Here is a 22,970-nt window from a genome sequence, read left to right on the forward strand (position 1 = left end):
TGGCCAAACTGGATCGTGATGCGTTCTTCAATGCTGAGTTCATGATATGACATAGGTTCACCGTACCGGATTGGTCAGGTGTTGCGCTCAGTTTTTGCCGCCGCCATATTTAAAAAGCCTGCCCGACGCTGACAACACGCAGAGAGAAAACGAACCGTCACGCCATGTGCGCCAGTTTGAATATTACTCCTGTGTGTAAGCAGACACGCACCAACGGGTTACCCGTTCTGTTCCATCGGGAGTTTGTTGCCGTTCAGCAACGTGCGGCCCCTTGCGCCGAAGATGAGGTACAGGACCGACACTGGCGACTGCCAATTGCTGTCTATGCTTATTCCAAAAAGCACGTTTTAAAAAGCTTTATACACGCTTAGGGTATATACACCGGACCACCGGACGTCGTGATGTTTTTCCAGCCGCACCTGATGCGGTCTATTGCTACGAGGTTCCGATGGTCTCTTTCACAACTACCCCTGTGGATAAACCCAGGGCTGTGCCGACTGCCAGTGAGCGACGCGAGTCTGATCCGGCGACAGTTACCGCCCACAACGTCACGGCTTCACAAGAGCCAGACGTCGCCCCCCGCCTGCTACCGGCCACAGTGTTGCAAAACGACGCTGAGGCCATTGCGGCGGCTCATCGGCTGGCCGCTTCAGCACGGTTCAATGCCGCTACGCGCGATCAGCAGCGCAACTTGCCGTGGGCTGAAATCGAACACTTCACGCGCAGCGGGCTGGGTAGCATTTCCATTCCCCGTGCCTACGGCGGTCCACAAGTCTCGTTCGCCACCGTGGCGGAGGTGTTCAGGATCATTTCGACCGCCGACCCGGCACTTGGACAGATTCCGCAAAACCAGTTCGGCATCCTCAATCTGCTGCAAAGCAGTGCCACCGAGCAGCAGAAAAAAACCCTGTTTCAGAGCGTGCTGGACGGCTGGCGCATCGGTAACGCCGGCCCCGAGCGCGGTAGCAAAAACACACTCGAGCTCAAGGCGCGCATCACCGCCAACGGCGACCGCCTGGCCATTACCGGTCAGAAGTTTTACTCGACCGGCGCGTTGTTTGCGCACTGGGTGGCGGTCAAGGCGCTGGACGATCAAGGCAGGCAGGTCATGGCCTTCGTCAAGCGCGGTACACCGGGCCTGAGCATCGTTGATGACTGGTCGGGCTTTGGCCAGCGCACCACGGCGAGCGGCACCGTGTTGCTCGACAACGTGGCAGTGGAGGCCGAGCAGGTGGTCGACAACTGGCGCTTGGCGCTGATACCCAATATTCAGGGTGCAGTCTCGCAACTGATTCAAGCGGCCATCGATGCGGGCATTGCTCGCGGCGCTATCGATGATGCGATTGCCTTCGTCCGCGAAAAGTCCCGCCCGTGGATCGACGCCAAGGTAGAGCGCGCCAGCGACGACCTGTATGTGATCGCCGACATCGGCAAGCTGAAGCTGGAACTGCACGCGGCGGAGGCCTTGTTGCGCAAGGCGGGTCAGGAACTGGATGAGATCAACGCTGCGCCCATCGACGAACAGTCGGCGGCACGCGCCTCCATCGCCGTAGCACGCGCCAAGGTGCTGACCACCGAAATCTCCTTGCTGGCCAGCGAAAAGCTGTTCGAGCTGGCGGGCAGCCGCGCCACGCTTGCCGAGTTCAATCTCGACCGCCACTGGCGTAACGCACGCGTTCACACCCTGCACGACCCGGTGCGCTGGAAATACCACGCGGTCGGCACCTGGCATTTGAACGGCACCCTGCCCGCTCGCCATTCCTGGATCTGAACCAGACCACTGGAGAACACCCTTCATGAGTTTCAATCCACAGGCGCGCGACCACGCAGCGCTGATTACCAGTGACGCGCAGGCCCTGCACATCGCCCGCGAACTGGCCTCGCAGTTCAAGACCCAAAGCGCCCAGCGCGACAGCGAGCGCCGTTTACCCCACGCCGAACTCGACCTCTACAGCCAGTCAGGCTTGTGGGGCATCAGCGTCCCGAAAGCCTTTGGCGGCGCGGGTGTTTCAAACGTGACGCTGGCCAAGGTGATTCAGCTGATTTCCGAAGCTGATGGCTCGTTGGGCCAGATTCCGCAGAACCATTTTTATGCCCTTGAAGTGCTGCGTGTGAACGGCAGCGCCCAGCAACAGGCGCGGCTGTATGCCGAGGCGCTGGCGGGCGGGCGTTTCGGCAACGCGCTGGCTGAACTGGGGACCAAAACCGCACACGACCGCACCACGCGCCTGACGCGCGATGGCGATGGCGATGGCGATGGCGATGGTTATCGCATCAACGGCCGCAAGTTTTACGCAACCGGCGCGTTGTACGCGCAACGTATTCCCACCTCAGTGGTTGACGACGACGGCGTGCAGCAACTGGCGTTCGTCCCGCATGACAGCGAGGGGCTGACGGTTATCGATGACTGGAGCGGTTTCGGCCAGCGCACCACCGGCAGTGGCTCGGTGGTGTTCGACAATGTGTACGTCAGCGCCGACGATGTATTGCCATTTCAGAGCGCCTTCGAGCGGCCAACCACGGTCGGCCCGCTGGCGCAGATTCTCCATGCGGCCATCGACACCGGCATCGCCCGCGCCGCCTTCGAGGACGCGCTGACCTTCGTTCGCACCCGTACGCGGCCATGGATTCGGGTGTCGAAAAAGCCGTGGACGACCCGCTGGCGCTGCACAGCTTCGGCAGGCTGGGTATTCGTCTGCACGCCGCCGAAGCCCTGCTGGAGCGGGCCGGGGAATTTCTCGATATCGCCCAGGCCGACAGCACTGCCGAGCACGTCGCCGCGGCCTCGATAGCCGTGGCCGAAGCCCGCGCCATCAGCACGGAGATTTCTCTGGCGGCTGGCAGCACGCTGTTCGAACTGGCAGGCAGCCAATCGACCCTGGCCGAACACGGCCTGGATCGCCACTGGCGCAACGCTCGCGTGCACACGCTGCACGATCCGGTGCGCTGGAAGTTTCACGCCATCGGCAATTACTACCTGAACGACACAAACCCGCCGTTGCGGGGGACGATCTGATGGCGCGCAAGAAGATCCTCCTCAATGCGTTCAACATGAACTGCATTGGCCACATCAACCACGGCTTGTGGACGCATCAGCGTGACACCTCAACGCAATTCAACAGCCTGGACTACTGGACCGATCTGGCGAAGCTGCTGGAGCGTGGCCTGTTCGACGGGCTGTTTATCGCCGACATCGTCGGGGTGTATGACGTCTATCAAAACTCGGTAGACGTCACGCTCAAGGAAGCCATTCAGTTGCCGGTCAACGACCCGTTGCTGCTGGTCTCGGCAATGGCCGGGGTAACGAAACACCTGGGTTTCGGCCTGACCGCCAACCTGACCTATGACGCGCCTTATCTGTTCGCCCGGCGCATGTCGACGCTCGATCACTTGAGCCGTGGCCGGGTGGGCTGGAATATTGTCACCGGGTATCTCGACAGTGCGGCGCGGGCCATGGGCCTGAGCGAGCAGAACGAACACGACCGCCGCTACGACCAGGCCGATGAATACCTGGAAGTGCTCTACAAACTTTGGGAAGGCAGTTGGGAAGATGACGCGGTGATCAACGACCGCGAGCAGCGCGTCTATGCCCAGCCGGGCAAGGTCCACAAGATTCGGCACCAAGGCGAGTTCTATCAGGTCGAAGGCTATCACCTCTGCGAACCGTCGCCGCAGCGCACGCCGGTGCTGTTTCAGGCGGGCAGTTCGGAGCGCGGTTTGCAGTTTGCCGGCCAGAACGCCGAGTGCGTGTTTATCAGTGGCCAGAACAAGGCCGCGACCCGCGAGCAGGTGGACAAGGTCCGCGCCAGCGTGGTGCAGGCGGGGCGCAACCCGGATGACGTCAAGGTGTTCATGGGCCTCAACGTGATTGTTGCGGCGACCGAGGCGCAGGCCCGCGAGAAGCACGCCGAGTACCGTCTTCACGCCAGCGCTGAAGCCGGCGTGGCGCACTTTGCGGCCTCGACCGGTATCGACTTTGCCGAATACGAACTGAACGAACCCATTCAGTACGTGAAGAGCAACGCCATTCAGTCGGCGACCAAGAACCTGAAAAACAACGACTGGACCCGTCAGAAACTGCTCGACCAGCACGCCTTGGGCGGCCGCTACATCACGCTGATCGGCTCGCCTGAGCAGGTCGCCGATGAGCTGGAATCGTGGATCGAGGAAACCGGCCTGGACGGCTTCAACCTGACCCGCATCGTGACGCCGGAGAGTTACGAGGACTTCATCGACCTGGTCATCCCGGAGCTGCAACGCCGCGGGTCATACAAGACTGATTACGAAAATGGCAGCCTGCGCAAAAAACTGTTTCCGGAAGGTACGGATCGTTTACCGCAACGCCATGCAGGGGCAGCACACCGGAGTATTTGATTATCGAACGGACGCAGAGCGTCCAGAACGGCATTACCACGCAGAATGCTCGGCGTTATACATAAGTCTGCTCTTGATTCTGGCCAAAGGCCGTGGGAGCGGACTTGTCCGCGAAAGGGCCGGTATATTCTCTGAAAATGCATCTACTGAGATACCGTCTTCGCGGACAAGTCCGCTCCCACAAAGCTCCATATTCAAGGAATCTCAGGACTTTGTGCAGAACGCAGGAGCAATAATTTCTTAAAGGACCGCACCATGAGCAAAACCCTCGCTGCACTGGCCCTCGGCCTGTTGACCCTGACCGCTTACGCCGACGATAAACCCCTGAAAGTCGGCACCACGGCAGCCTTCGCCATACCGTTGGAAGCTGCTGTAGAAGAAGCTGGCAAGCAGGGCCTGAAGGTCGAGCTGGTGGAGTTCACCGACTGGATCGCGCCCAACGTCAGCCTCGCCGCCGGTGACATCGACGTGAACTACTTTCAGCACATCCCGTTTCTGACCAACGCCAACGAAGCCGCCGGTTTCGGGCTGGTGCCGTACGCGCCGGGCATCATCAATAACGTCGGGCTGTACTCGAGAAAGTACAAAACCTTCGATGAGCTGCCGATCGGTGCCACCGCGGCCATTGCCAACGACCCGATCAACAGCGGGCGCGGCCTGCAACTGCTGGCCAAGGCCGGGCTGATCACCCTCAAGCAGGGCGTTGGCTACAAGGCCACCGAGGAAGACATCACCGCCAACCCGAAGAAACTCAAGCTCATTCAGGTGGAAGCCGTGCAACTGGTGCGCGCCTACGATGATGCCGATCTGGTACAAGGCTACCCCGCCTACATCCGCCTGGCCAAAACCTTCCCTGCCGACTCGGCGATTCTGTTCGACGGCATGGATCACCCGGAATACGTGATTCAGTTCGTCATCAAACCCGAGCGTAAAGACGATCCGCGTCTGGCCAAATTCGTCGATATCTACCAGCACTCGCCGGTCGTCCGTGCGGCGCTGGACAAGGTCAACGGCAAGCTTTACCAGGTAGGATGGAAAGAATGACAGCAACCGCGCAACGGCAACTGCCACTCGACACCACGGGCGCAGCTCAGTTGGCGCAACAGGCCGAGCTGCACCCGGAGTTGAACCGCGCCCATGTGCGTTTTATCAATCTGGGCAAGACCTACCACGGCAAACAGGGCGCGGTGGAGGCGCTGGGCGGCATCGACCTGGCCATCCAGCGCAGCGAGATCTTCGGCATCATCGGCCGCAGCGGCGCAGGCAAGTCGTCGCTGATCCGCACCATCAATCGTCTGGAACAACCCAGCAGCGGCCGGGTGCTGATCGATCAGGTGGACATCGGCGAGTTCAACGAAGACAAACTGGTGGAACTGCGCCGGCGCATCGGCATGATCTTCCAGCACTTCAACCTGATGTCGGCCAAGACCGTGTGGCAGAACGTCGAGCTGCCGCTCAAGGTGGCTGGCGTGCCCAAAGAGCAACGCGCCCGCAAGGTCGCGCAGTTACTCGAGCTGGTGGGCTTGCAGGACAAGCACAAGGCGTATCCGGCGCAATTGTCTGGCGGGCAGAAACAGCGCGTCGGCATCGCCCGCGCACTGGTGCACGACCCGGCGATTCTGCTCTGCGATGAAGCCACCTCGGCGCTGGACCCGGAAACCACCCAGTCGATTCTCGGCCTGTTGCGCGAGATCAATCAGCGCCTGGGCCTGACCATTGTGCTGATCACCCATGAAATGGCGGTGATCCGCGATATCTGTCACCGCGTCGTGGTGCTGGAGCAAGGCCGAATCGTCGAGCAAGGCCCGGTCTGGCAAGTGTTCGGCGACCCGCAGCACGAGGTCAGCAAGACCTTGCTGGCACCGCTGCAACTCGGGCTGCCCAAAGAGTGGGCCGAGCGCCTGAGCGATTATCCGCAACGGCCTGATGCGGCCATCCTGCTGGATGTGCATTTCACCGGGGTCAGCGACGAGGGGCCGGACCTGGCTGCGCTGTTCGCGACGCTGGGCGGCAAGGTGCAACTGCTGCAAGGCGGGGTCGAGCGTATTCAGGACCGCGCCATAGGCCACCTGATTCTGTTGATTGCCGGCTCGCCGCACCCTCGTGAAGAACTGCTGTTACGTGCCCGCCAACTGGCACCGCGCGCGGAGGTATTGGGTTATGTGGTTTGATCGCTTGCTGCAAGGCACCCTCGACACGTTTCTGATGGTCGGCGTGTCGTCATTGATCGCGCTGCTGCTGGGCATCCCGCTGGCGGTGATTCTGGTCACCAGTTCCAAGGGCGGCATCTATGAGGCGCCGGCAATCAACCGGGTGCTGGGCGGCTTCGTGAACCTGTTTCGCTCGATTCCCTTTCTGATCCTGATGGTGGCGCTGATCCCGTTCACACGGATGATCGTCGGCACCACCTACGGCGTGTGGGCCGCCGTGGTGCCGCTGACCATTGCGGCCACGCCGTTCTTCGCGCGCATCGCCGAAGTCAGCCTGCGCGAGGTTGATCACGGGCTGATCGAGGCCGCGCAGGCGATGGGCTGCCGGCGCTGGCACATCATCTGGCATGTGCTGCTGCCCGAAGCGCGTCCCGGCATTGTCGGCGGCTTTACCATCACATTGGTGACCATGATCAACTCATCGGCCATGGCCGGTGCCATTGGCGCAGGCGGGCTGGGCGACATTGCCTATCGCTACGGCTATCAGCGCTTTGACACACAGGTGATGCTGACGGTAATTGTGTTACTGGTGGCTGTGGTGGCGCTGGTGCAACTGGGCGGCGACCGGCTGGCACGCAGCTTCGACAGACACTGAGCAGCCGAGGCGGCCCAAGGGTATATTGGCGGTCTTCCTTTACCGGACCGCCTTTGATGAAACTCGATCCACAGACCCTTGCGCAGATCACCGCCACCACCGTCAGCCACTACAATCGCGTGGCTGATGACTTTCGCGAAGGCACCCGTGACCACGACGTCAGCCAGAACATCGACGCGCTGCTGCGCCATATCGAAGGATCGGCGCCGTGGCAGATTCTCGATTTTGGCTGCGGGCCGGGGCGTGATTTGAAGACGTTCACGGCAATTGGGCACGTTGCCGTCGGGCTTGATGGCTCCGAGCGCTTCGCCGAGATGGCCCGTGCCGAAACCGGTTGCGAAGTCTTTCAGCAGAACTTCCTTGAGCTCGACCTGCCGCAAGGCCGCTTCGATGGCATTTTCGCCAATGCGGTGCTGTTCCACATCCCCAGGCAGGAACTGCCACGCGTGCTGCGCGAACTGTATGCCACGCTTAAACCGGGCGGCGTGCTGTTCAGCTCCAACCCGCGCGGTCAGAATCAGGAAGGCTGGAACGGCAAGCGTTACGGCGCATATCACGACCTCGAAACATGGCGCCAATTGCTGACCGACGCCGGGTTTACCGAACTGGAACACTACTACCGCCCCGCCGGGCTGCCGAGGGATCAGCAGCCGTGGCTGGCGAGCGTCTGGCGGCGCTAGAGCGTCGAGAGATGCCCCACGCGCAGCGCCCGGCGTTATACGCAAGTCTCGTGGGAGCGACCGGGGCGGCGATCCGCATTGCTCGCGAAAGGGCCGGTATATTCACCGAAAATACATTGTCTGAACGGATGCCTTGATTATCGTGCCAATGCTGCGCGTTGGCATGCCGTTCAGGACGCTCTGCGTCACTTTTGCGACGCAGAGCGTCGAGAAATGCGTCCCCACGCAGAGCGTGGGGACGATAATCAAAAGCGGAGCATTAGAACGATCATCAATGCGCAGGCTGTGCGTGTTCGCCCTCGTTCTTGTCTTCGGCTTCCTGACGCTGTTCGTCGGTCGGTTCCTTGATGCGATACCAGGCCACGTACAGCGCTGGCAAAAACAGCAAGGTCAGCAGCGTGGCGATGATGATGCCGCCGATCATGGCGTAGGCCATCGGCCCCCAGAACACTTCGCGGGCAATGGGGATCATGCCCAGGCTGGCCGCTGCTGCCGTCAGCAGAATCGGCCGACGGCGGTGCTCTGTGGCTTCCACCACGGCGTCCCACGGCAGATAGCCACTCTTTTCGTAGGCATCGATCTGGGTGACCAGAATCACCGAGTTGCGGATGATGATGCCGATCAGCGCCAGCACCCCGAGAATCGCCACAAACCCCAATGGCGTACCCGTCGGAATAAGCGCCAACACGACGCCGATCAGCCCCAGCGGCGCGACACTGGCCACCAGGAACATCTTCTGCACGCTGTGCAACTGGATCATCAGGAACGTCGCCATAAGGAACAGCATCAGCGGCGCAACACTGGCAATCGGCCCCTGCGCCTTGCTGCTTTCCTCAACCGTGCCACCAGTCGCGACCTTGTAGCCCACCGGCAAACCGGCTGCAAACTTGTCGATTTCCGGCTTCAGTTGATTGACCAGATCGGTCGGCTGAATCTCATCGCGCACCGAGCCTTTCACAGTAATGGTCGGCTTGCGATCACGCCGCCAGACCAGCGGCTGCTCAAGCTCATAGCCCACAGTGGCAAACGCCAGCAGCGGAATCGAGGTTCCGGTCGGCGTCACGATCTGCAGGTTCTGCAGGGTTTCCGGTGTACCACGCTCGGCGTCTTCGGCACGTCCGACCACGTTGATCAGGTAAATGTCATCACGTACCTGCGTCACGGTCGAGCCACTGACCACGCTGTTCATCAGTTTGGCGACGTCCTCGGACGACAGCCCCAGTTGCCTGGCCTTGTCCTGATTGATGTCGATGCGCAAAACCTTGCCTGGCTCGTTCCAGTCGTAGATCACCTCGCCCACATGCGGGTTGTGGTCCAGCAGCGTGGCCAGCTCGATGGCGTGCTGACGCACTTTGTCGATGCTCTCGCCGCTGACCCGATACTGCAGCGGACGCCCCACCGGCGGGCCCATTTCCAGGGCTTGCACGTAGGAACCGATGCCGACGAAATCATCACGCAGACGCTTTTGCAGACGCGCGGTCAACGCACCTCGCTCTTCCAGGCCTTTGCTGACAATCACCAACTGAGCATAGAACGGGTTTTCCAGCTGCTGATCGAGCGGCAGGTAGAAGCGCACCGAACCCTGCCCGATGTAGGTGCTCCAGCGCTCGATGTCCGGATCGTCCTTGAGGCTCGCTTCAAAACGGTCCACCACCTTGCGCGTCTCGTTGATCGAGGCGTTTTGCGGCAGGTTCAGGTCAACAAGAATTTCCGGGCGGTCCGAAGACGGGAAGAACTGGTTCTGCACGAACTGCATGGAGAACAGCGACGCGGCGAACAACCCTACCGTGATGCCAATCGCCAGCCAGCGGTGGCGCATGGCCCAGAGCATGCTGCTGTTGAAGGCACGGCCTATGCGGCCCGGCTCTTCGGATTTGGGCTTGATGTTGGCGCTCAGAATGTGCACGCCGATCACCGGCGCAAACAGCACGGCAACCACCCACGACACCAACATCGCCACGGCAATTACAGCAAACAGCGTAAAGGTGTACTCCCCCGCCGAGCTGTTGTTCAGACCGATCGGCACAAAGCCGGCCACAGTCACCAGCGTACCGGTGAGCATCGGGAACGCTGTGGAGGTATAGGCGTAAGTCGCGGCCTGCTCCTTGGTTTCCCCCATTTCCAGCCGAGTGACCATCATTTCCACGGTAATCATGGCGTCATCCACCAACAGACCGAGGGCGATGATCAGCGCGCCGAGGGAAATCCGTTGCATGGTGATGCCGCTGTATTCCATGAACACAAATACCATCGCCAGCACCAGCGGAATCGAACACGCGACCACCAGCCCCGCGCGAAACCCGAGGCTGACGAAGCTGACCAGCAACACGATGATCACCGCCTCGAACAACGCGCTGGTGAAGCCGCCCACGGCCTTGTTCACCACCTCGGCCTGATCGGAGACCTTGTGTACGCCGATACCCACCGGCAGCTCGGCAGTCGTGGCGTCCATGCGCTCGTGCAGCGCCTCGCCGAACGCTTGAATGTTGCCGCCCTTCTTCATGGCGATGGACAGGCCGATGGCCGGTTTGCCGTTGAAGCGAAACAACGGTTTGGGCGGATCGGTGTAGCCGCGCGTGATGTCGGCAATGTCGCTCAGGCGGTAAAAGCGGTCGTTGATCCGCAGATTGACCGCTGCCAGATCCTTCTCGGAAGCGAACTGGCCAGAGGTGCGCACGGAAATACGTTCCGGCCCGGCTTCGATCACCCCGGCAGGCGTCACCGCGTTCTGCGATTGCAGGCTTTGCACCACCTGACTCTGATCGATGCCCAATGCCGCAAGTTTGCGCGTGGAGAAATTCAGGTACAGCACTTCATCCTGCTGGCCGATCATCTCGACCTTGCCCAGACCCGGCACTTCGCGGATGTCGGCACGAACCTTCTCGACGTAATCACGCAACTGACGCATTGAAAAGCCGTCTGCGGTAAACGCATAGATCGAGCCGTACACATCGCCGAACTCGTCGTTGAACGACGGGCCTTGCAGCCCCTGCGGGAACTGGCCACGGATGTCATCGACCTTCTTGCGCACCTGATACCAGATCTCCGGTATCGCCTTGGCGTTGGTGGTGTCACGCAGGTAAACGAAGACCGTGGACTCGCCCGGCCGGGTATAGCTTTTCACGTAGTCCAGCGAGTCCAGCTCTTCAAGCTTCTTCTCGATGCGGTCGGTCACCTGCTCCAAGGTCTCGTCCACCGTCGCGCCCGGCCAGCGGGTCTGGATAATCATGGTCTTGATGGTGAAGGACGGGTCTTCCTCGCGCCCAAGCTTCATGTAGGAAAACACGCCCATCAGCAGCGCGACGAACATCAGGTACCAGACAAACGACTGATGCTTGATGGCCCACTCGGATAAATTGAAATTCCCTTTCATCACGGGCTTTCCTCATCGACTTTGACTTTCTGGCCCGGCTTGAGGCTGTTGACGCCTGCGCTCACGACTTTTTCACCCACTTTGACACCGTCTGCCAGCACAAAGCTGTCGTTGTCACGGCTGGTAATATTCACCGCTCTGGGGTTCACCGTCTGGCTCTGCGGGTCGACGATCCAGATCTGGCGTTTGCCATCGACCTCCTGCAGGGCATTGATCGGTAAACGCATACGCGCCGTGATGGTCGAGCTGAGCGTCACGCTGATGGCAGTGCCCAGCCGAAACGCCGCTGGCGTTTCGGCCAGTGACAGGCGCGCACGACGAGTACGTGTCGTGCGGTCGGCCTGGGGCTCGATTTCGCGAATGGTCGCGGTGGTGTTGATGTCCGGATTCAACTGGCTGGCCACGGTGAAGACCACGTCGCGGGGCAGTTGATCGGCCAGTGCGGCGGGCAGATCGATCACTGCTTCCTTGATATCCGGGCGCGCAAGGGTGACGACTTCCTGTCCGGCAGTCACCACTTGCCCGGCCTCGACTTTCCATTCGGTCACCACCGCATCGTGATCGCTGCGCAGCTCGCTGTAGCTCAATTGATCGCGCGCCTGCTGGGCCGCGGCCTTGGCCTGCTCCAGTGACGAACTGGCAGTCTTGAGGTCAGTCAGCGCAACGTCGAGCTGCGCCTGGGCACCGACGCCACGGTCGAACAGTTCTTGCTGACGACGGGCGTTGGCCTGCGCGTTGATCCACTGCGCCTGAACATTGGCCAGATCGCCCTGACGGCCGCGCACGTTATTTTGCTGATCGGTCGGGTCGAGGGTGGCGAGCAAGTCGCCTTTCTTCACTTCGCTGCCGACGTCCACGTTGCGTCGGGCAATGCGCCCAGCCACACGAAAGCCCAGCACGCTCTGATAACGCGCCTGGATATTGCCAGCGAAACGCCCGAAATCCTGCATCGATTCCGGCTGTGCTTCAACGAACACGACCGGTCGTATGGGCTCGGGCGGTGCTTCTTCCTTGCCACAGCCGCTCAGCAGAAGGCCGCCCAGCAACAGGCATGAGATACGCTTCATGGCTGCACCTGCGCATTCTGGTGTTTGGGTTGTTCGGCAATCTCGACCTGCATGTCCGGGTGCAATAGCTGTCCGCCAGCGATCACGACGTTCTCTCCACCTTTAAGCCCATCGCCGATGATGACTTTGGAGGTCAGGTAACGGGTGACCGTGACCTTGCGCAGATTGACCTTGCCCTGCTCGTCTACCACCCACACAGCGGGTTTACCCAAATGCTCGCCGAGGTCCTTGGTCAGCGCTGACCACGGCAACTCGACACTGGCATTGGCCGGCGCGCTCAGCGCGACACTGACCACCGAACCGAGGTCCATGCCTTCCGGCAGCGGGTCCAGCGCGATCTTGACCTGCAACGTCCCGGTTTGCGCCGAAACCGCCGGGGTCACTTCGCGCACTTTGCCGCTGACCTTGATCTTCGGGTTGTCTAGCAGCGTGACCTGTACGGCTTGATCGGTGGGCGGCTGGACGAACAGCGATTCGTAAACATTGAACACCGCGTCGCGCTCACCATCACGCGCAAGGTCAAAGATAGGCACCGTCGCCTGCACCACCTGGCCGACTTCTGCCTGACGCGCAGTGATCACCCCCGGTGCATCCGCGACCAGCGCGGTATAACTCAACTGCTCGCGGGCATTGGCCAACTGCGCCTGCGCGGCTTTCAACGAACTTTCGCTGCCGCGCACGGCAGCCTGTGCGGAGTCATATTCGCTGCGGCTGGTATAGCCCTTGGGCAACAGCTTTTGCTGGCGCACGAACGCAGCGCTGGCCTGACTCACGCGAGCCTGTTCGGCGGCCATAGCAGCAGCTGCCGAATCGACATTGATCTGCAGATCCTTGGGGTCGAGCCGGGCCAGAACCTGCAGGGCAGTGACCCGGTCGCCGACATCCACATTGCGCTGAATGATCTTGCCGTTGACCCGAAATGAAAGAGGGGTCTGCACCCGCGCCTGAACGTCGCCGGTCAAGGCGACACTGGCCGCGAAGTCGGCACTTTTTACCGTTTGCACATAAACCCTTGGCAGTTCCGGAGCGAGCGGTTTTTTCTCGCCGCAGCCTGCCAGCGTCGCCAATGCAGCGGCGAGACCGAATGTAACCAGTCTAGAAAGACGAACGGGCATGCAGACTCCTTGTGCGGCTGCCGGGTGCGGGCGTGATAAGGGCGAGAGAATAGCGTGACTATGCGACTGCAGGCGAGAGGGAGGGTTCCTTGGGGCGGGGCAGAACACGTTAATCAACGACCGGATCTTGCTGAAGGTAGATGGATAACCAAATGGCCAACCAGCGGTAACGGCGACCAACAAGCCTCACTTTCAAATGATCGAGCTCAGGCTTTTCCTGAAGCGAAGTTCAGGCACTGCTTTCTGGGCCCGCTTGTCCATTATGGAACGAGCAATTGACCAGCCACGCAGCCCGGCCGTCGGGTAAGCAATAAGGATAGCGGCAATTCTCAGCGGGTGGATTGCTGGTGATTCAGGGTCAGTTTTTGTCAGAACGAAGGACGTGCCCCATGCCGCAGTGGCAACCAGTGCAGACACTCCGGTGAATGCCGAGATTTTTTCCGCTCGAGTCGCCGGTCTTCTGGTCGCCTGTACTGGAGAAGTCAGATTATTGCTGGCGACAGCCTGAGGCTTCACTTTGACACCTTTGAATACAGCTCTTATAGGCGCACGGACCGCCAGCAAACCCATAATGCTGTTCAGGACAGCAGCACCGATGTAGAGGGAAGACTCCAAATCCTCAAGAAAACCATGCCCTGACGGATCAGAGCGATTGACCGGGTCCCCCGCGCAATAGGCATAGGCATTCAAACCACCCTCGCCAAACGGGCTCAGGCTGTCGGGGCTGTTGAAGCGCATCAGCACCGGGTTGTAGGCGCGATAGCCGTTGCCCAGCAGATAGTGGCCGGTTATGTCGTCCAGAAGTTCGCCATTGAAACCCGGCCGCGGGCCGGACTGCCGGGATATTCCAGCGATAGCCCTGGCGAGCGGCGTGCGGGTCGCGATACGGTCCAGCGCGTCGTAGCTGTATTGGCACAGACTGATTGGCTGAGGCATGGCGAGTAACCGGGTTGCGATAGATGAACATCACCGATGCTCACAATGAAGGGTTGAGGAGGCATCGGCTACTCGTAGAACTACTAGGTAGTTGATCATCGCTTATCTTTTAGCTGACAAGACCACCTTATGCAGCAGAATTAACCCGATTCTTTCCAAGGCTGCGCTTCGGGCAGAGGACGCAGAGCGTCCAGAACGGCATGCGACGCGGAGCGCCGCACGATAGTTGCGGTTATCGTTCCGCACGCTCCAGCGTGGGAACGCAGTTCTCGACGCTCTGCGTCGCCAAGAGGACGCGGATGCCCTTCGTGACGCTCCGCGTCATCCTCAAACCGCCCGGATCAACTCCCCTCAGTACCCTGCGCCTCTTCGAAAAAATAATCCTTCCAGCTCGCTGCCTTGTTTTTCAGCACGCCCAGTTCATGCAGTTTCTCGGCGTAGATGAAGGTGCGCTGCGGGGTGATGGTGAAGTCGATTTCCGGGTCGGAAACGATCTTCTCTACCAGCGACAGCGGCAGTTTCGATTGCTCGACGCGGATGTAGGTCTGCGCAGCAGCCGGTTTGTCGGCCTTGATGATTTGCTCGGCTTCGGCCAGTGCGTCGTAGAACGCCTTGTAGGTCTTGGGGTTTTCGTCGTGGAATTTTTCGGTGGTGTAGAGCACGTTGAACGTCGCCTGACCGCCCAGCACGTCATAGGAACTGAGCACTTTGTGGACGTTGGGGTTTTCCAGCGCCTGGTACTGGAACAGCGGGCTGGAGAAGTGCGAGTTGATTTCCGAACCGCCCGCCAGCAATGCTGCGGTGGCGTCCGGGTGGGCCAGGCTCACCGAGATGTTGTCGAATTTCTTGTAGTTGTCGTTACCGAACAGCTTGGCGGTTTCGATCTGCAAGGTACGCGACTGGAAGCCCACACCCGCGGCAGGCACGGCGATGCGGTCCTTGTCGGTGAAGTCCTTGATGGTCTTCACGTTGGGGTTGTTGGTCAGCAGGTAGTTGGGCATCGAGCCCAGCGAGGCGATGGCCTTGACGTTCTGTTTGCCCTTGGTGCGGTCCCAGATGGTCAGCATCGGCGGCACGCCTGCCGACACTACATCCAGCGCGCCGGCCAGCAGCGCTTCGTTCATTGCCGTGGCGCCGGAGATGCTGTTCCAGTCAACCTTGATGTCCAGGCCCTGCTCTTTGCCGTGCTTTTCGATCAGTTTCTGATCGCGCACCACGTCGAGGATCAGGTAGCCGATACCGAATTGCTGGGCGATGCTGATCTTGCCTTCCGCCTGCGCACCACTGCTGAGCAGGGCACCGAACAGGCCGAGAGCGGCTGCCAGCACAGTCAGTGCCGGGCGTTGAAATGCAGTTGTCATGTGGTTCTCACCCTGATTATTCAAAAGAAGACGGCGAATCAACGCTGCATGCCCCAGCGCTTGACGGTCAGGCGCTCGATGTTGGCGAACAGCAGGTTCTCGACCAGCAAGCCGATGAGGATTACCGCTGCCAGGCCTGCGAAGACTTTGTCGGTATACAGCTCGTTACGATTCTGGAAGATGTACCAACCCAGACCGCCCTTGCCGGATGATGCGCCGAAGACCAGTTCGGCGGCGATCAGGGTGCGCCAGGCAAAGGCCCAGCCGATTTTCAGGCCGGCGAGAATGGAGGGCAGCGCGGCGGGAATCAGGATGTGCCAGACAAAGCGCAAACCCTTGAGGCCATAGTTGCGCCCGGCCATGCGCTGGGTTTCCGACACACCGAGAAAGCCCGCGTAGGTATTGAGCGCCAGCGCCCACAGCACCGAATGCACCAGCACGAAGATCAGGCTGTTCTGCCCCAGCCCGAACCACAGCAGCGCCAACGGCAGCAGGGCAATGGCCGGCAGCGGGTTGAACATGGCGGTCAGCGTGCTGAGCAGGTCGCGGCCCAGTTGGGTGGACACGGCCAGCGTGGTCAGGGCAAACGCCAGCACGATGCCGATCAGGTAGCCTTGAATCAGCACAGTCAGGGAAATCCACACCTTGCCCGGCAGCTCGCCGGAGATCAGCCCGTCATAAAAAGCGGCGGCCGTTTGCAGAAAGCTCGGCAGCAGCAGGTCGTTGTTCTGCAGGCGTGCTGCCAGTTCCCAGATGACCGCCAGCGCGATCATGATCACACTTTTGCGCACCCAGCTCAGTTGCCAGATGCGCTGCGCCAGCGGCAGGTCGCGGGCCAGGTCTTCCTGAGTGAAAGGCTCCAGCGTGATTTCGTATTCTTCGCGAGCGGGAGGTGCGAGGCTCATGGTTCGGGTTTCCCGATAATCGTGTAGATAGGACGCGGAGCGTCCTGAAAGGCATTACCACGCGGAGCGTGGGAACGATCAAAGCAGTCACTCAATAAGCAATCCGGATGTCCTGAAAATTCAGTTCCTGATCGACGGTCCCGGTCTCACCTTCATCAAACAGCAGACGATGAATGCGCTGGGCGGTTTGCTGGAAGCCGACGCCGCCGAGGCTTTTCAGGTCGTATTGGTGGCTGTTGATTTCCGCCCGCACACGACCCGGATGCGGCGACAGCAGCAGGATGCGATTGCCCACCACCAGCGCTTCTTCGATGGAGTGCGTGACGAACAGCAGCGTGAAACGCACCTCGTCCCACAGCTCCAGCAGTTCTTCCTGCATCTTGCGGCGGGTCAGTGCATCCAGCGCGGCGAACGGTTCGTCCATCAGCAGGATTTTCGGCTGCATGGCCAAGGCGCGGGCAATCGCCACACGGGCTTTCATGCCGCCGGACAAGGTGTGCGGATAAGCGTCGGCAAACGCACTGAGGCCGACTTTCTCCAGGTAATAACGCGCGCGCTCCAGCGCTTGAGGCCGCTTCAGGGTGCGCGAAGCCAGCAGCGGAAACATGACGTTCTCGATCACGGTTTTCCACGGTGGCAACTGGTCGAATTCCTGAAACACCACGATGCGATCAGGACCGGGCTCGGTGACCTGATTGCCCGCCAGACGAATCTCGCCTTCGCTGGGCTGAATGAACCCCGCTACCGCTTTGAGCAGCGTGGACTTGCCGCAGCCGGACGGGCCGAGCAGAACGAAACGGTCAGACGGATCGACCTCGAAACTGACCTGGTGCGTTGCTCGCACAACGCGCTCTGGCGTGCGGTATTCGAGGCTGACGCCGCGAACCTGCAACAAGGCTTCTTGCGGTTGGGCGCTCGTGCTGGCCGTGTGGCCTTGCGCGACAGCATTCATGAACGGCTCTCCTGAATCAAAACGGCGCGGTGCCTTGAATGGTCGTGCGATGCAGTTTGCGTCGCAGATGCGCCGGGCAACCGGCGGCCAGGTGAATCAGGGATCGGTTATCCCAGAACACCATGTCGTTGGCTTGCCACTGATGACGATAGATATGTTCGGGGCGCACGCTGTGGGCGTACAGCTCGCCGAGAATCTGCCGGCTTTCGTCTTCCGGCAAACCCAGAATGTGAGTGGTGAAACCCTCGCTCACAAACAACGCCTTGCGACCGTTTTCAGGATGGGTGCGCACGATCGGGTGGCTGACCTCGACCACCTGAGCCAGTTGCTCGGCGGTCAGGGTCGGGCGCCAGTTGACGGCGTTGTGGCCTTCGGAATAACGCGCGGTGTAGCTGTGAACCCCCGAGCGCCCTTCAACTGCATCACGCAGGTGTTGCGGCAAGGTGTCCCACGCCTGATGCATATCGGCGAACAGCGTATCGCCGCCCTCGCTCGGCAACTCCTGGGCGTAGAGCATCGAGCCCAGGCTTGGCAGTTCCTTATAAGACAGGTCCGAGTGCCAGTATTTGCCTGCATCGCCCAGACCTACCGGCTTCTCGTTCTCGACAATGTTGGAGACGATCAGGATTTCCGGGTGATTGGCCAGCAGGAACTGCTTGAGTACATGGATCTGCAGCACGCCAAAACGGCGGCTGAAATCGATCTGTTGCTGCGGCGTGATCTGCTGATCGCGGAACACCACAACATGGTGATCCAGGTGCGCACGATGCACGCGGGCAAAATCGGCGTCATTCAGAGGCCTGGACAGATCCAGCCCAACGATTTCCGCGCCCACCTTTTCGGCGAATGGACGCACGTCGAACGATTGCGAGGCGGCGTGAGTGGACGATGAAACGAGGGAGGCTGCTGGCATGAGAACTCCGACTCCAGAACAGTGTGACTGAAAGACGGAACTGTATAGGTATAAGAAAGAGAATTTAAATACCGTTGAGGAATATCGATAGTCCCGAATACACCCGCAGACTTTGTCGAACGTAGCGGCTCATAAATGTGTCACAGCAGATACATCTCAGTGTAAGACCTGCTTGCTAGGGTCTGCGCCTTATTCAAATTGAGTGAAGGCGCACGCTATGCGATGCAATAAACCGGTTGCCCAGATCATGGTGTCGTCCTTGATACTTTCGATGCTTGCCGTTTCAGTGCACGCAGCAGGACGTTCAGGTGATGACAGGATCAACGGTGTGGACCTGCTTTCCGGCTTCGACACGTTGTGGACAAACGGCGCGACCTGGGACACCGGCACGCCGACCGCGCTGGGGCAAAGCCTGCTGCGGCGCAACCTGCAAATCGTGGTTGACCGCGCCAACTCGCGCACGCTGGCTCAGGAAACCGCCGCCTATTTCGATGACCGCCGTGACCAGAGCTACAGCGCCACCAGCGGCCTGGGCTCGTTGACCGCGGCCTACAGGGCAGGCGCTGGCGCTTTCACCACCATCACGCAATTCGATGACAGCAACAAAACCGTCAAATACGACGACAAAGGCAATGGCGCAGGCAGTTCGACTTCCGCGCTGGGCAAGGTGGTCGATCTGGTCGGCGCGGTGCGCAACGACGCGTCCACCACGCCAGCCAAATCTCATTATTTGTACCCGCGCCCGTGGCGACAAAGCCTGGACGGCCAAAGCCTGGCCTTCGTGGTTGCGCCATCCCTGCGCCCGGCGCAAAGCACCACGCCGGCCAGCGACTCGGGTTTCCCCAGCGGGCATACCAACGCAGCCTATTTGTCTTCCTACGCATTGGCCTACGCCATCCCTGAGCGTTTCAGCGAGTTGATGCTGCGCGCCTCGGAGATTGGCGACAACCGCATCGAAGCCGGCATGCACTCGCCGTTCGACGTGATGGGCGGGCGCATCACCGCCACCTACTTTGCCATCGACAACCTGTCCAACCCGGCCAACGCGCAACTGCGCGCCGACGCCCGCGCCCAGGCACTGAATTACTTCACCGCGCAGTGCGGCGGCGACGTCAACAATTGCATGGCAACCATCGACCCGGCCACTGACCGCACCTCCCAACACGCGCTGGACAAAGCGCTGTACACCTCGCGCATGACCTATGGCTTCGACCCGGTTGGCCCGACCAACCTGGCACCCGTGGTGCCGGTCAGCGCCGAAGTGTTGCTGGAAACCCGCTTCCCGTATCTGGACGCCAGTCAGCGCCGCGAGGTCCTGGCGACCACTGAAATTTCGTCAGGCTACGCGGTGATCGATCAGTCCGGCGGTTATGGCCGTCTGAACCTGTACGCAGCAGGCGATGGCTACGCAGCGTTCAATGCCAACGTCACGGTCAACATGAACGCCAGCCTGGGCGGCTATAACGCCATCGACGCCTGGCGCAACGACATCAGCGGCAGCGGCGCGCTGATCAAGAACGGCACCGGTAACCTGATGCTGACCGGCAACAACACCTACTCGGGCGGCACCGTGATCAACGGCGGCGTCCTGACCGGTCACGCTCAGGCCTTCGGCAGTGGAACGATCACCGACAACGCGACGCTGGTGGTCGATCAATCGACGAACGCCACCCTCGCCAACACCCTGGCGGGCAACGGTGCGCTGATCAAGCGCGGTGTCGGTTCGTTGAACCTGACGGGCAATAACAGCCTGTCCGGTGCAACGACGGTGCAAGCCGGTCGCCTAGCGGTAAACGGCAACCTGGGCAACTCCATCGTCAGCGTGCAACAAGGCGCAACGCTGGGTGGCAACGGCACCGTCGGCGGCATCAACGTCGCTCAGGGCGGTGTGGTTGCGCCGGGCAATTCGGTGGGGCAACTGAACGTCAACGGTGACGTCAATCTCGCCCAAGGCGCGGTCTACCAAGTGGAGTCGGACGCCAACGGCAACGCAGACCGTATCGTCGCCAGCGGCCGTGCGACGATCAATAACAGCACGCTGTCACTGGTCGAAGGCGGCAACTGGCTGGCCGCCAGCCGCTACTCGATTCTCTCGGCAGCCGGTGGCGTGAGTGGTGCGTTTGCCGCCGTGCAAACCAGTTTCGCCTTCCTCACACCGACCTTGAACTACACCGCGACCGATGTCGGGCTGACGCTTGATCGCAACGCCCAGCGCTTTTCCAGCCTGGCGACCACCGACAACGCAAGAGCCGTCGCGCAGGGCCTGGACAGCTCAGGCGCAAACAACGCGCTGTGGCGTCAGGTGGTGCAGTCCGACGCCTCCACGGCACAAGCCACCTTCAAGGCGCTGTCCAACGAACTGCATGCATCGACCCAGTCCGCGCTGATCGAAGACAGCCGCCTGGTGCGCAACGCCATGAACGATCGAATGCAGCAAGCGCAGTCTGCACAGGCATTTGGCAGCAGCACACAAACCCTCGCCGGCGATGCTTCGCGTGGAGTGGTCTGGACCCAGGCCATCGGCGCAACCGGCAAGACCGAAAGCACCCGCGACGTCTCGGGCCTCGACACCCGCACCAGCGGTTTGCTGTTCGGCGCGGACGTGCCGCTCGACGACACTTGGCGCCTGGGCGCAATGGCCGGTTTCAGCAACAGCAGCTTCGACCTGCGCCATGCATCGGGCTCCACCGACAGCGATAACTACCACCTGGGCGTCTACGCCGGAGCCAAATGGGGCCAACTGGGCCTGCGCCTCGGCGCGGTGCGCACCTGGCATGAACTGACCGCCAAGCGCACGCTGGACCTGCCGGGCTCGTCCGAGCATTTCAAGGAAGACTACAAAGCGGCGACCAATCAGGTATTCGGCGAACTGGGTTACGCCATCGACATGGGCAACGCACAACTCGAACCCTTCGCCAACCTCGCCCATGTGCGACTGGACACCGACGCCTTCGATGAAAACAGCAACGCCATCCGCCTGGAGAACAAATCCCAGGACAACCACATCACCTTCAGCACCCTCGGCCTGCGCGCCGCGACTCACTTGAACGCTGGCGGCGTCGCAATCAAACCCAACGCCACACTCGGCTGGCGTCGCACCTACGGCGACGTCACCCCGGAAAGCCGCGCAGCCTTCAGCGGCGGCAGCACCTTCGAACTCTCCGGCGCACCGATAGCACACAGCGCAGCGGTACTCGGCGCAGGTGTTGATCTGGGGTTGAGCGATACGCTGAGCGTTGGGCTGAGTTACAACGGGCAGGTGAGCAGCGATGCGTCTGATCAGACGCTGAATGCGCGGGTGACGTTGGCGTTTTAAAACTGAAAAATCGCCCACTGTGCAGCTCTCTGCGAATTCAGAGAGCTGCATGCGGGACATTGCGACTCAACGCGTAGGACCCGTCAGAAACACCCAGCCTGCTTTGACTTCATTATCGGCCTTCTCTATCGTGCCCCTACCAGCCGGAGCAGTCAGGGAGACGCCGAATGCCGTTATGGAGCATTGTGCCAACGTGGTTCGATATAGAACGACGTTTTAGCCGAAGCATGGGCTACCAGCCTGGAGCCAGCTTCCAGCGCAGCCCCAGCAATGAGCCTGTTTCGACGTTACAGCTCAACCTTCGCCGTATCAGCAATATCAGAACCGCATTCATCCGCGCCGAATGGCAAGCGGCCCGCCGACTTGGGCGGCGTTTCGCAGACATCGACATCGCCAGCATCATCAACGACCTGATAGACGTGGTTAGCCAAATGGCCATGATCGTCGCGGGCAGTACGCTCGTCGGGGGCGCGATAGGTGCAGGGATCGGCTTCGGTTTCTTTGGGATCGGCGCGCTTCCTTCTGGCGCAGCGGGTGCCGCAATCGGCCTGGAAGTCAGCACCTGGATCCTGGCGATTCTCGGCCTGGCCTCCATCGCCGAATTTTTCGTCGACGGCCTTCCGCAGATTTTCGACCATTACGTGCGTGGCATCAAAGTCGCCTGGGAAGGCACCCGTGGCGAGCCTGGCCTCAACCCCTTCGGCGGCGATGATCCGCAGGCTGTAGACCGCGCCGCCTATCACATCGCCCAAGGCCACGAAGAAGTGGTGGTGCTGCTACTGGGCGCCATCGTCGCCTACCTGACGCGCGGCCGAGGCAATGCAAACGTGCTTGCCAGCGAAATGCAGGCCAGTTCAAGAGGTGCGAAGCTGGCCCAATGGATGCTCCAGCACGAAGAGGCCCTGAGAAGACACCCCGACCTGCAAAACGCCGGCCCTCGTAGAGGGGCGCTGGACAAACCGGAGTCACCGCCCCCGCCTCCACCACCCAATCGACGTGCGGACGAGCCTGAGCCGAAGAAACCGTTGGGTATGGCGGAGCATGAGGTGCCATGCTTTAGATTAAGTGAAAAGCACCGCAACCTTGCTAAAGAGTTTGATGACCAGCTAGTGTACTGTTTTCGAAAAAATCAGCCACCAACTAACGGAAAATTCAAATCTTATCAATAGCTTA

Annotated in this window: 15 protein-coding genes and 2 pseudogenes; 9 read left to right on the forward strand and 8 right to left on the reverse strand. The window is 60.7% G+C overall.

The window, feature by feature from the left end; translation table 11 throughout:
• Window positions 1-598 precede the first annotated feature (598 nt).
• The 7 genes and pseudogenes from DW49_RS0104810 to DW49_RS0104840 all read left to right on the forward strand — a co-directional run bounded on the left by DW49_RS0104810 (window position 599) and on the right by DW49_RS0104840 (window position 7,859).
• Window positions 599-1,771 carry an SfnB family sulfur acquisition oxidoreductase gene (locus tag DW49_RS0104810; RefSeq protein ID WP_005621318.1) on the forward strand — a complete coding sequence of 391 codons (1,173 nt, stop codon included), beginning with the start codon at window positions 599-601 and terminating at the stop codon, window positions 1,769-1,771.
• 25 nt (window positions 1,772-1,796) lie between these two features.
• Window positions 1,797-3,016: pseudogene (locus tag DW49_RS01000000128045) on the forward strand (SfnB family sulfur acquisition oxidoreductase).
• The gene (locus tag DW49_RS0104820) at window positions 3,016-4,374 is read left to right on the forward strand and encodes an LLM class flavin-dependent oxidoreductase (RefSeq protein WP_005621319.1); all 1,359 of its coding nucleotides are present in this window, start codon (window positions 3,016-3,018) and stop codon (window positions 4,372-4,374) included. Before DW49_RS01000000128045 ends, DW49_RS0104820 begins: the two are co-directional and overlap by 1 nt.
• Window positions 4,375-4,629: 255 nt before the next feature.
• Window positions 4,630-5,418, forward strand: a complete 789-nt coding sequence (locus DW49_RS0104825; RefSeq protein WP_005621321.1) for a MetQ/NlpA family ABC transporter substrate-binding protein — start codon at window positions 4,630-4,632, stop codon at window positions 5,416-5,418.
• Window positions 5,415-6,545 (forward strand): methionine ABC transporter ATP-binding protein, encoded by a 1,131-nt coding sequence (locus tag DW49_RS0104830; RefSeq protein WP_005621323.1) that lies wholly within the window; start codon window positions 5,415-5,417, stop codon window positions 6,543-6,545. The genes DW49_RS0104825 and DW49_RS0104830 overlap by 4 nt, the downstream gene beginning before the upstream one ends.
• Complete coding sequence (locus DW49_RS0104835; protein ID WP_005621325.1) at window positions 6,535-7,179, forward strand: methionine ABC transporter permease; 645 nt, start codon at window positions 6,535-6,537, stop codon at window positions 7,177-7,179. Before DW49_RS0104830 ends, DW49_RS0104835 begins: the two co-directional genes overlap by 11 nt.
• A 56-nt stretch (window positions 7,180-7,235) precedes the next feature.
• Window positions 7,236-7,859, forward strand: a complete 624-nt coding sequence (locus DW49_RS0104840; protein WP_024421104.1) for a class I SAM-dependent methyltransferase — start codon at window positions 7,236-7,238, stop codon at window positions 7,857-7,859.
• A gap of 271 nt (window positions 7,860-8,130) precedes the next feature.
• Here the strand turns inward: DW49_RS0104840 and DW49_RS0104845 are convergent, their stop codons facing one another.
• From DW49_RS0104845 to DW49_RS0104880, 8 genes are all read right to left on the reverse strand, one after another.
• Window positions 8,131-11,232 (reverse strand): efflux RND transporter permease subunit, encoded by a 3,102-nt coding sequence (locus tag DW49_RS0104845; RefSeq protein ID WP_005621327.1) that lies wholly within the window; start codon window positions 11,230-11,232, stop codon window positions 8,131-8,133.
• Window positions 11,232-12,299 (reverse strand): efflux RND transporter periplasmic adaptor subunit, encoded by a 1,068-nt coding sequence (locus tag DW49_RS0104850; RefSeq protein WP_024420458.1) that lies wholly within the window; start codon window positions 12,297-12,299, stop codon window positions 11,232-11,234. Before DW49_RS0104850 ends, DW49_RS0104845 begins: the two co-directional genes overlap by 1 nt.
• Window positions 12,296-13,414, reverse strand: a complete 1,119-nt coding sequence (locus tag DW49_RS0104855) for an efflux RND transporter periplasmic adaptor subunit (RefSeq protein ID WP_005621332.1) — start codon at window positions 13,412-13,414, stop codon at window positions 12,296-12,298. Before DW49_RS0104855 ends, DW49_RS0104850 begins: the two co-directional genes overlap by 4 nt.
• Before the next feature lie 192 nt (window positions 13,415-13,606).
• Complete coding sequence (locus tag DW49_RS0104860) at window positions 13,607-14,350, reverse strand: RHS repeat-associated core domain-containing protein (RefSeq protein ID WP_005621334.1); 744 nt, start codon at window positions 14,348-14,350, stop codon at window positions 13,607-13,609.
• Between the two features lie 341 nt (window positions 14,351-14,691).
• Entirely contained in the window at window positions 14,692-15,711 is a 1,020-nt protein-coding gene (locus DW49_RS0104865) for an ABC transporter substrate-binding protein (RefSeq protein ID WP_005621336.1), read from the reverse strand.
• A gap of 38 nt (window positions 15,712-15,749) precedes the next feature.
• Window positions 15,750-16,616 (reverse strand): ABC transporter permease, encoded by an 867-nt coding sequence (locus tag DW49_RS0104870; RefSeq protein ID WP_005621338.1) that lies wholly within the window; start codon window positions 16,614-16,616, stop codon window positions 15,750-15,752.
• 91 nt (window positions 16,617-16,707) lie between these two features.
• Window positions 16,708-17,568 (reverse strand): ABC transporter ATP-binding protein, encoded by an 861-nt coding sequence (locus DW49_RS0104875; RefSeq protein ID WP_005621340.1) that lies wholly within the window; start codon window positions 17,566-17,568, stop codon window positions 16,708-16,710.
• Window positions 17,569-17,584: 16 nt separating this feature from the next.
• Complete coding sequence (locus DW49_RS0104880) at window positions 17,585-18,481, reverse strand: TauD/TfdA dioxygenase family protein (protein WP_005621342.1); 897 nt, start codon at window positions 18,479-18,481, stop codon at window positions 17,585-17,587.
• A gap of 217 nt (window positions 18,482-18,698) precedes the next feature.
• On the opposite strand from DW49_RS0104880, the gene DW49_RS0104885 reads away from it, so the two are divergent.
• Both DW49_RS0104885 and DW49_RS0104890 read left to right on the forward strand, forming a co-directional pair.
• Window positions 18,699-21,797 (forward strand): autotransporter domain-containing protein, encoded by a 3,099-nt coding sequence (locus DW49_RS0104885; RefSeq protein WP_024421105.1) that lies wholly within the window; start codon window positions 18,699-18,701, stop codon window positions 21,795-21,797.
• Window positions 21,798-21,964: 167 nt separating this feature from the next.
• Window positions 21,965-22,906 (forward strand): annotated as a pseudogene (locus tag DW49_RS0104890) (DUF6861 domain-containing protein); the annotation flags it as partial.
• Window positions 22,907-22,970: the final 64 nt, after the last annotated feature.

This window comes from Pseudomonas avellanae BPIC 631 (assembly GCF_000444135.1).
Taxonomy (GTDB): Bacteria; Pseudomonadota; Gammaproteobacteria; order Pseudomonadales; family Pseudomonadaceae; genus Aquipseudomonas; species Aquipseudomonas avellanae.

Coding starts and splice junctions, on each gene's coding strand:
- DW49_RS0104850 (WP_024420458.1), bottom strand. CDS start 12,299: ATGAAGCGTATCTCATGCCTGTTGCTGGGCGGCCTTCTGCTGAGCGGC.
- DW49_RS0104875 (WP_005621340.1), bottom strand. CDS start 17,568: ATGAATGCTGTCGCGCAAGGCCACACGGCCAGCACGAGCGCCCAACCG.
- DW49_RS0104880 (WP_005621342.1), bottom strand. CDS start 18,481: ATGCCAGCAGCCTCCCTCGTTTCATCGTCCACTCACGCCGCCTCGCAA.
- DW49_RS0104830 (WP_005621323.1), top strand. CDS start 5,415: ATGACAGCAACCGCGCAACGGCAACTGCCACTCGACACCACGGGCGCA.
- DW49_RS0104865 (WP_005621336.1), bottom strand. CDS start 15,711: ATGACAACTGCATTTCAACGCCCGGCACTGACTGTGCTGGCAGCCGCT.
- DW49_RS0104820 (WP_005621319.1), top strand. CDS start 3,016: ATGGCGCGCAAGAAGATCCTCCTCAATGCGTTCAACATGAACTGCATT.
- DW49_RS0104855 (WP_005621332.1), bottom strand. CDS start 13,414: ATGCCCGTTCGTCTTTCTAGACTGGTTACATTCGGTCTCGCCGCTGCA.
- DW49_RS0104870 (WP_005621338.1), bottom strand. CDS start 16,616: ATGAGCCTCGCACCTCCCGCTCGCGAAGAATACGAAATCACGCTGGAG.
- DW49_RS0104825 (WP_005621321.1), top strand. CDS start 4,630: ATGAGCAAAACCCTCGCTGCACTGGCCCTCGGCCTGTTGACCCTGACC.
- DW49_RS0104845 (WP_005621327.1), bottom strand. CDS start 11,232: ATGAAAGGGAATTTCAATTTATCCGAGTGGGCCATCAAGCATCAGTCG.
- DW49_RS0104885 (WP_024421105.1), top strand. CDS start 18,699: ATGCGATGCAATAAACCGGTTGCCCAGATCATGGTGTCGTCCTTGATA.
- DW49_RS0104840 (WP_024421104.1), top strand. CDS start 7,236: ATGAAACTCGATCCACAGACCCTTGCGCAGATCACCGCCACCACCGTC.
- DW49_RS0104860 (WP_005621334.1), bottom strand. CDS start 14,350: ATGCCTCAGCCAATCAGTCTGTGCCAATACAGCTACGACGCGCTGGAC.
- DW49_RS0104835 (WP_005621325.1), top strand. CDS start 6,535: ATGTGGTTTGATCGCTTGCTGCAAGGCACCCTCGACACGTTTCTGATG.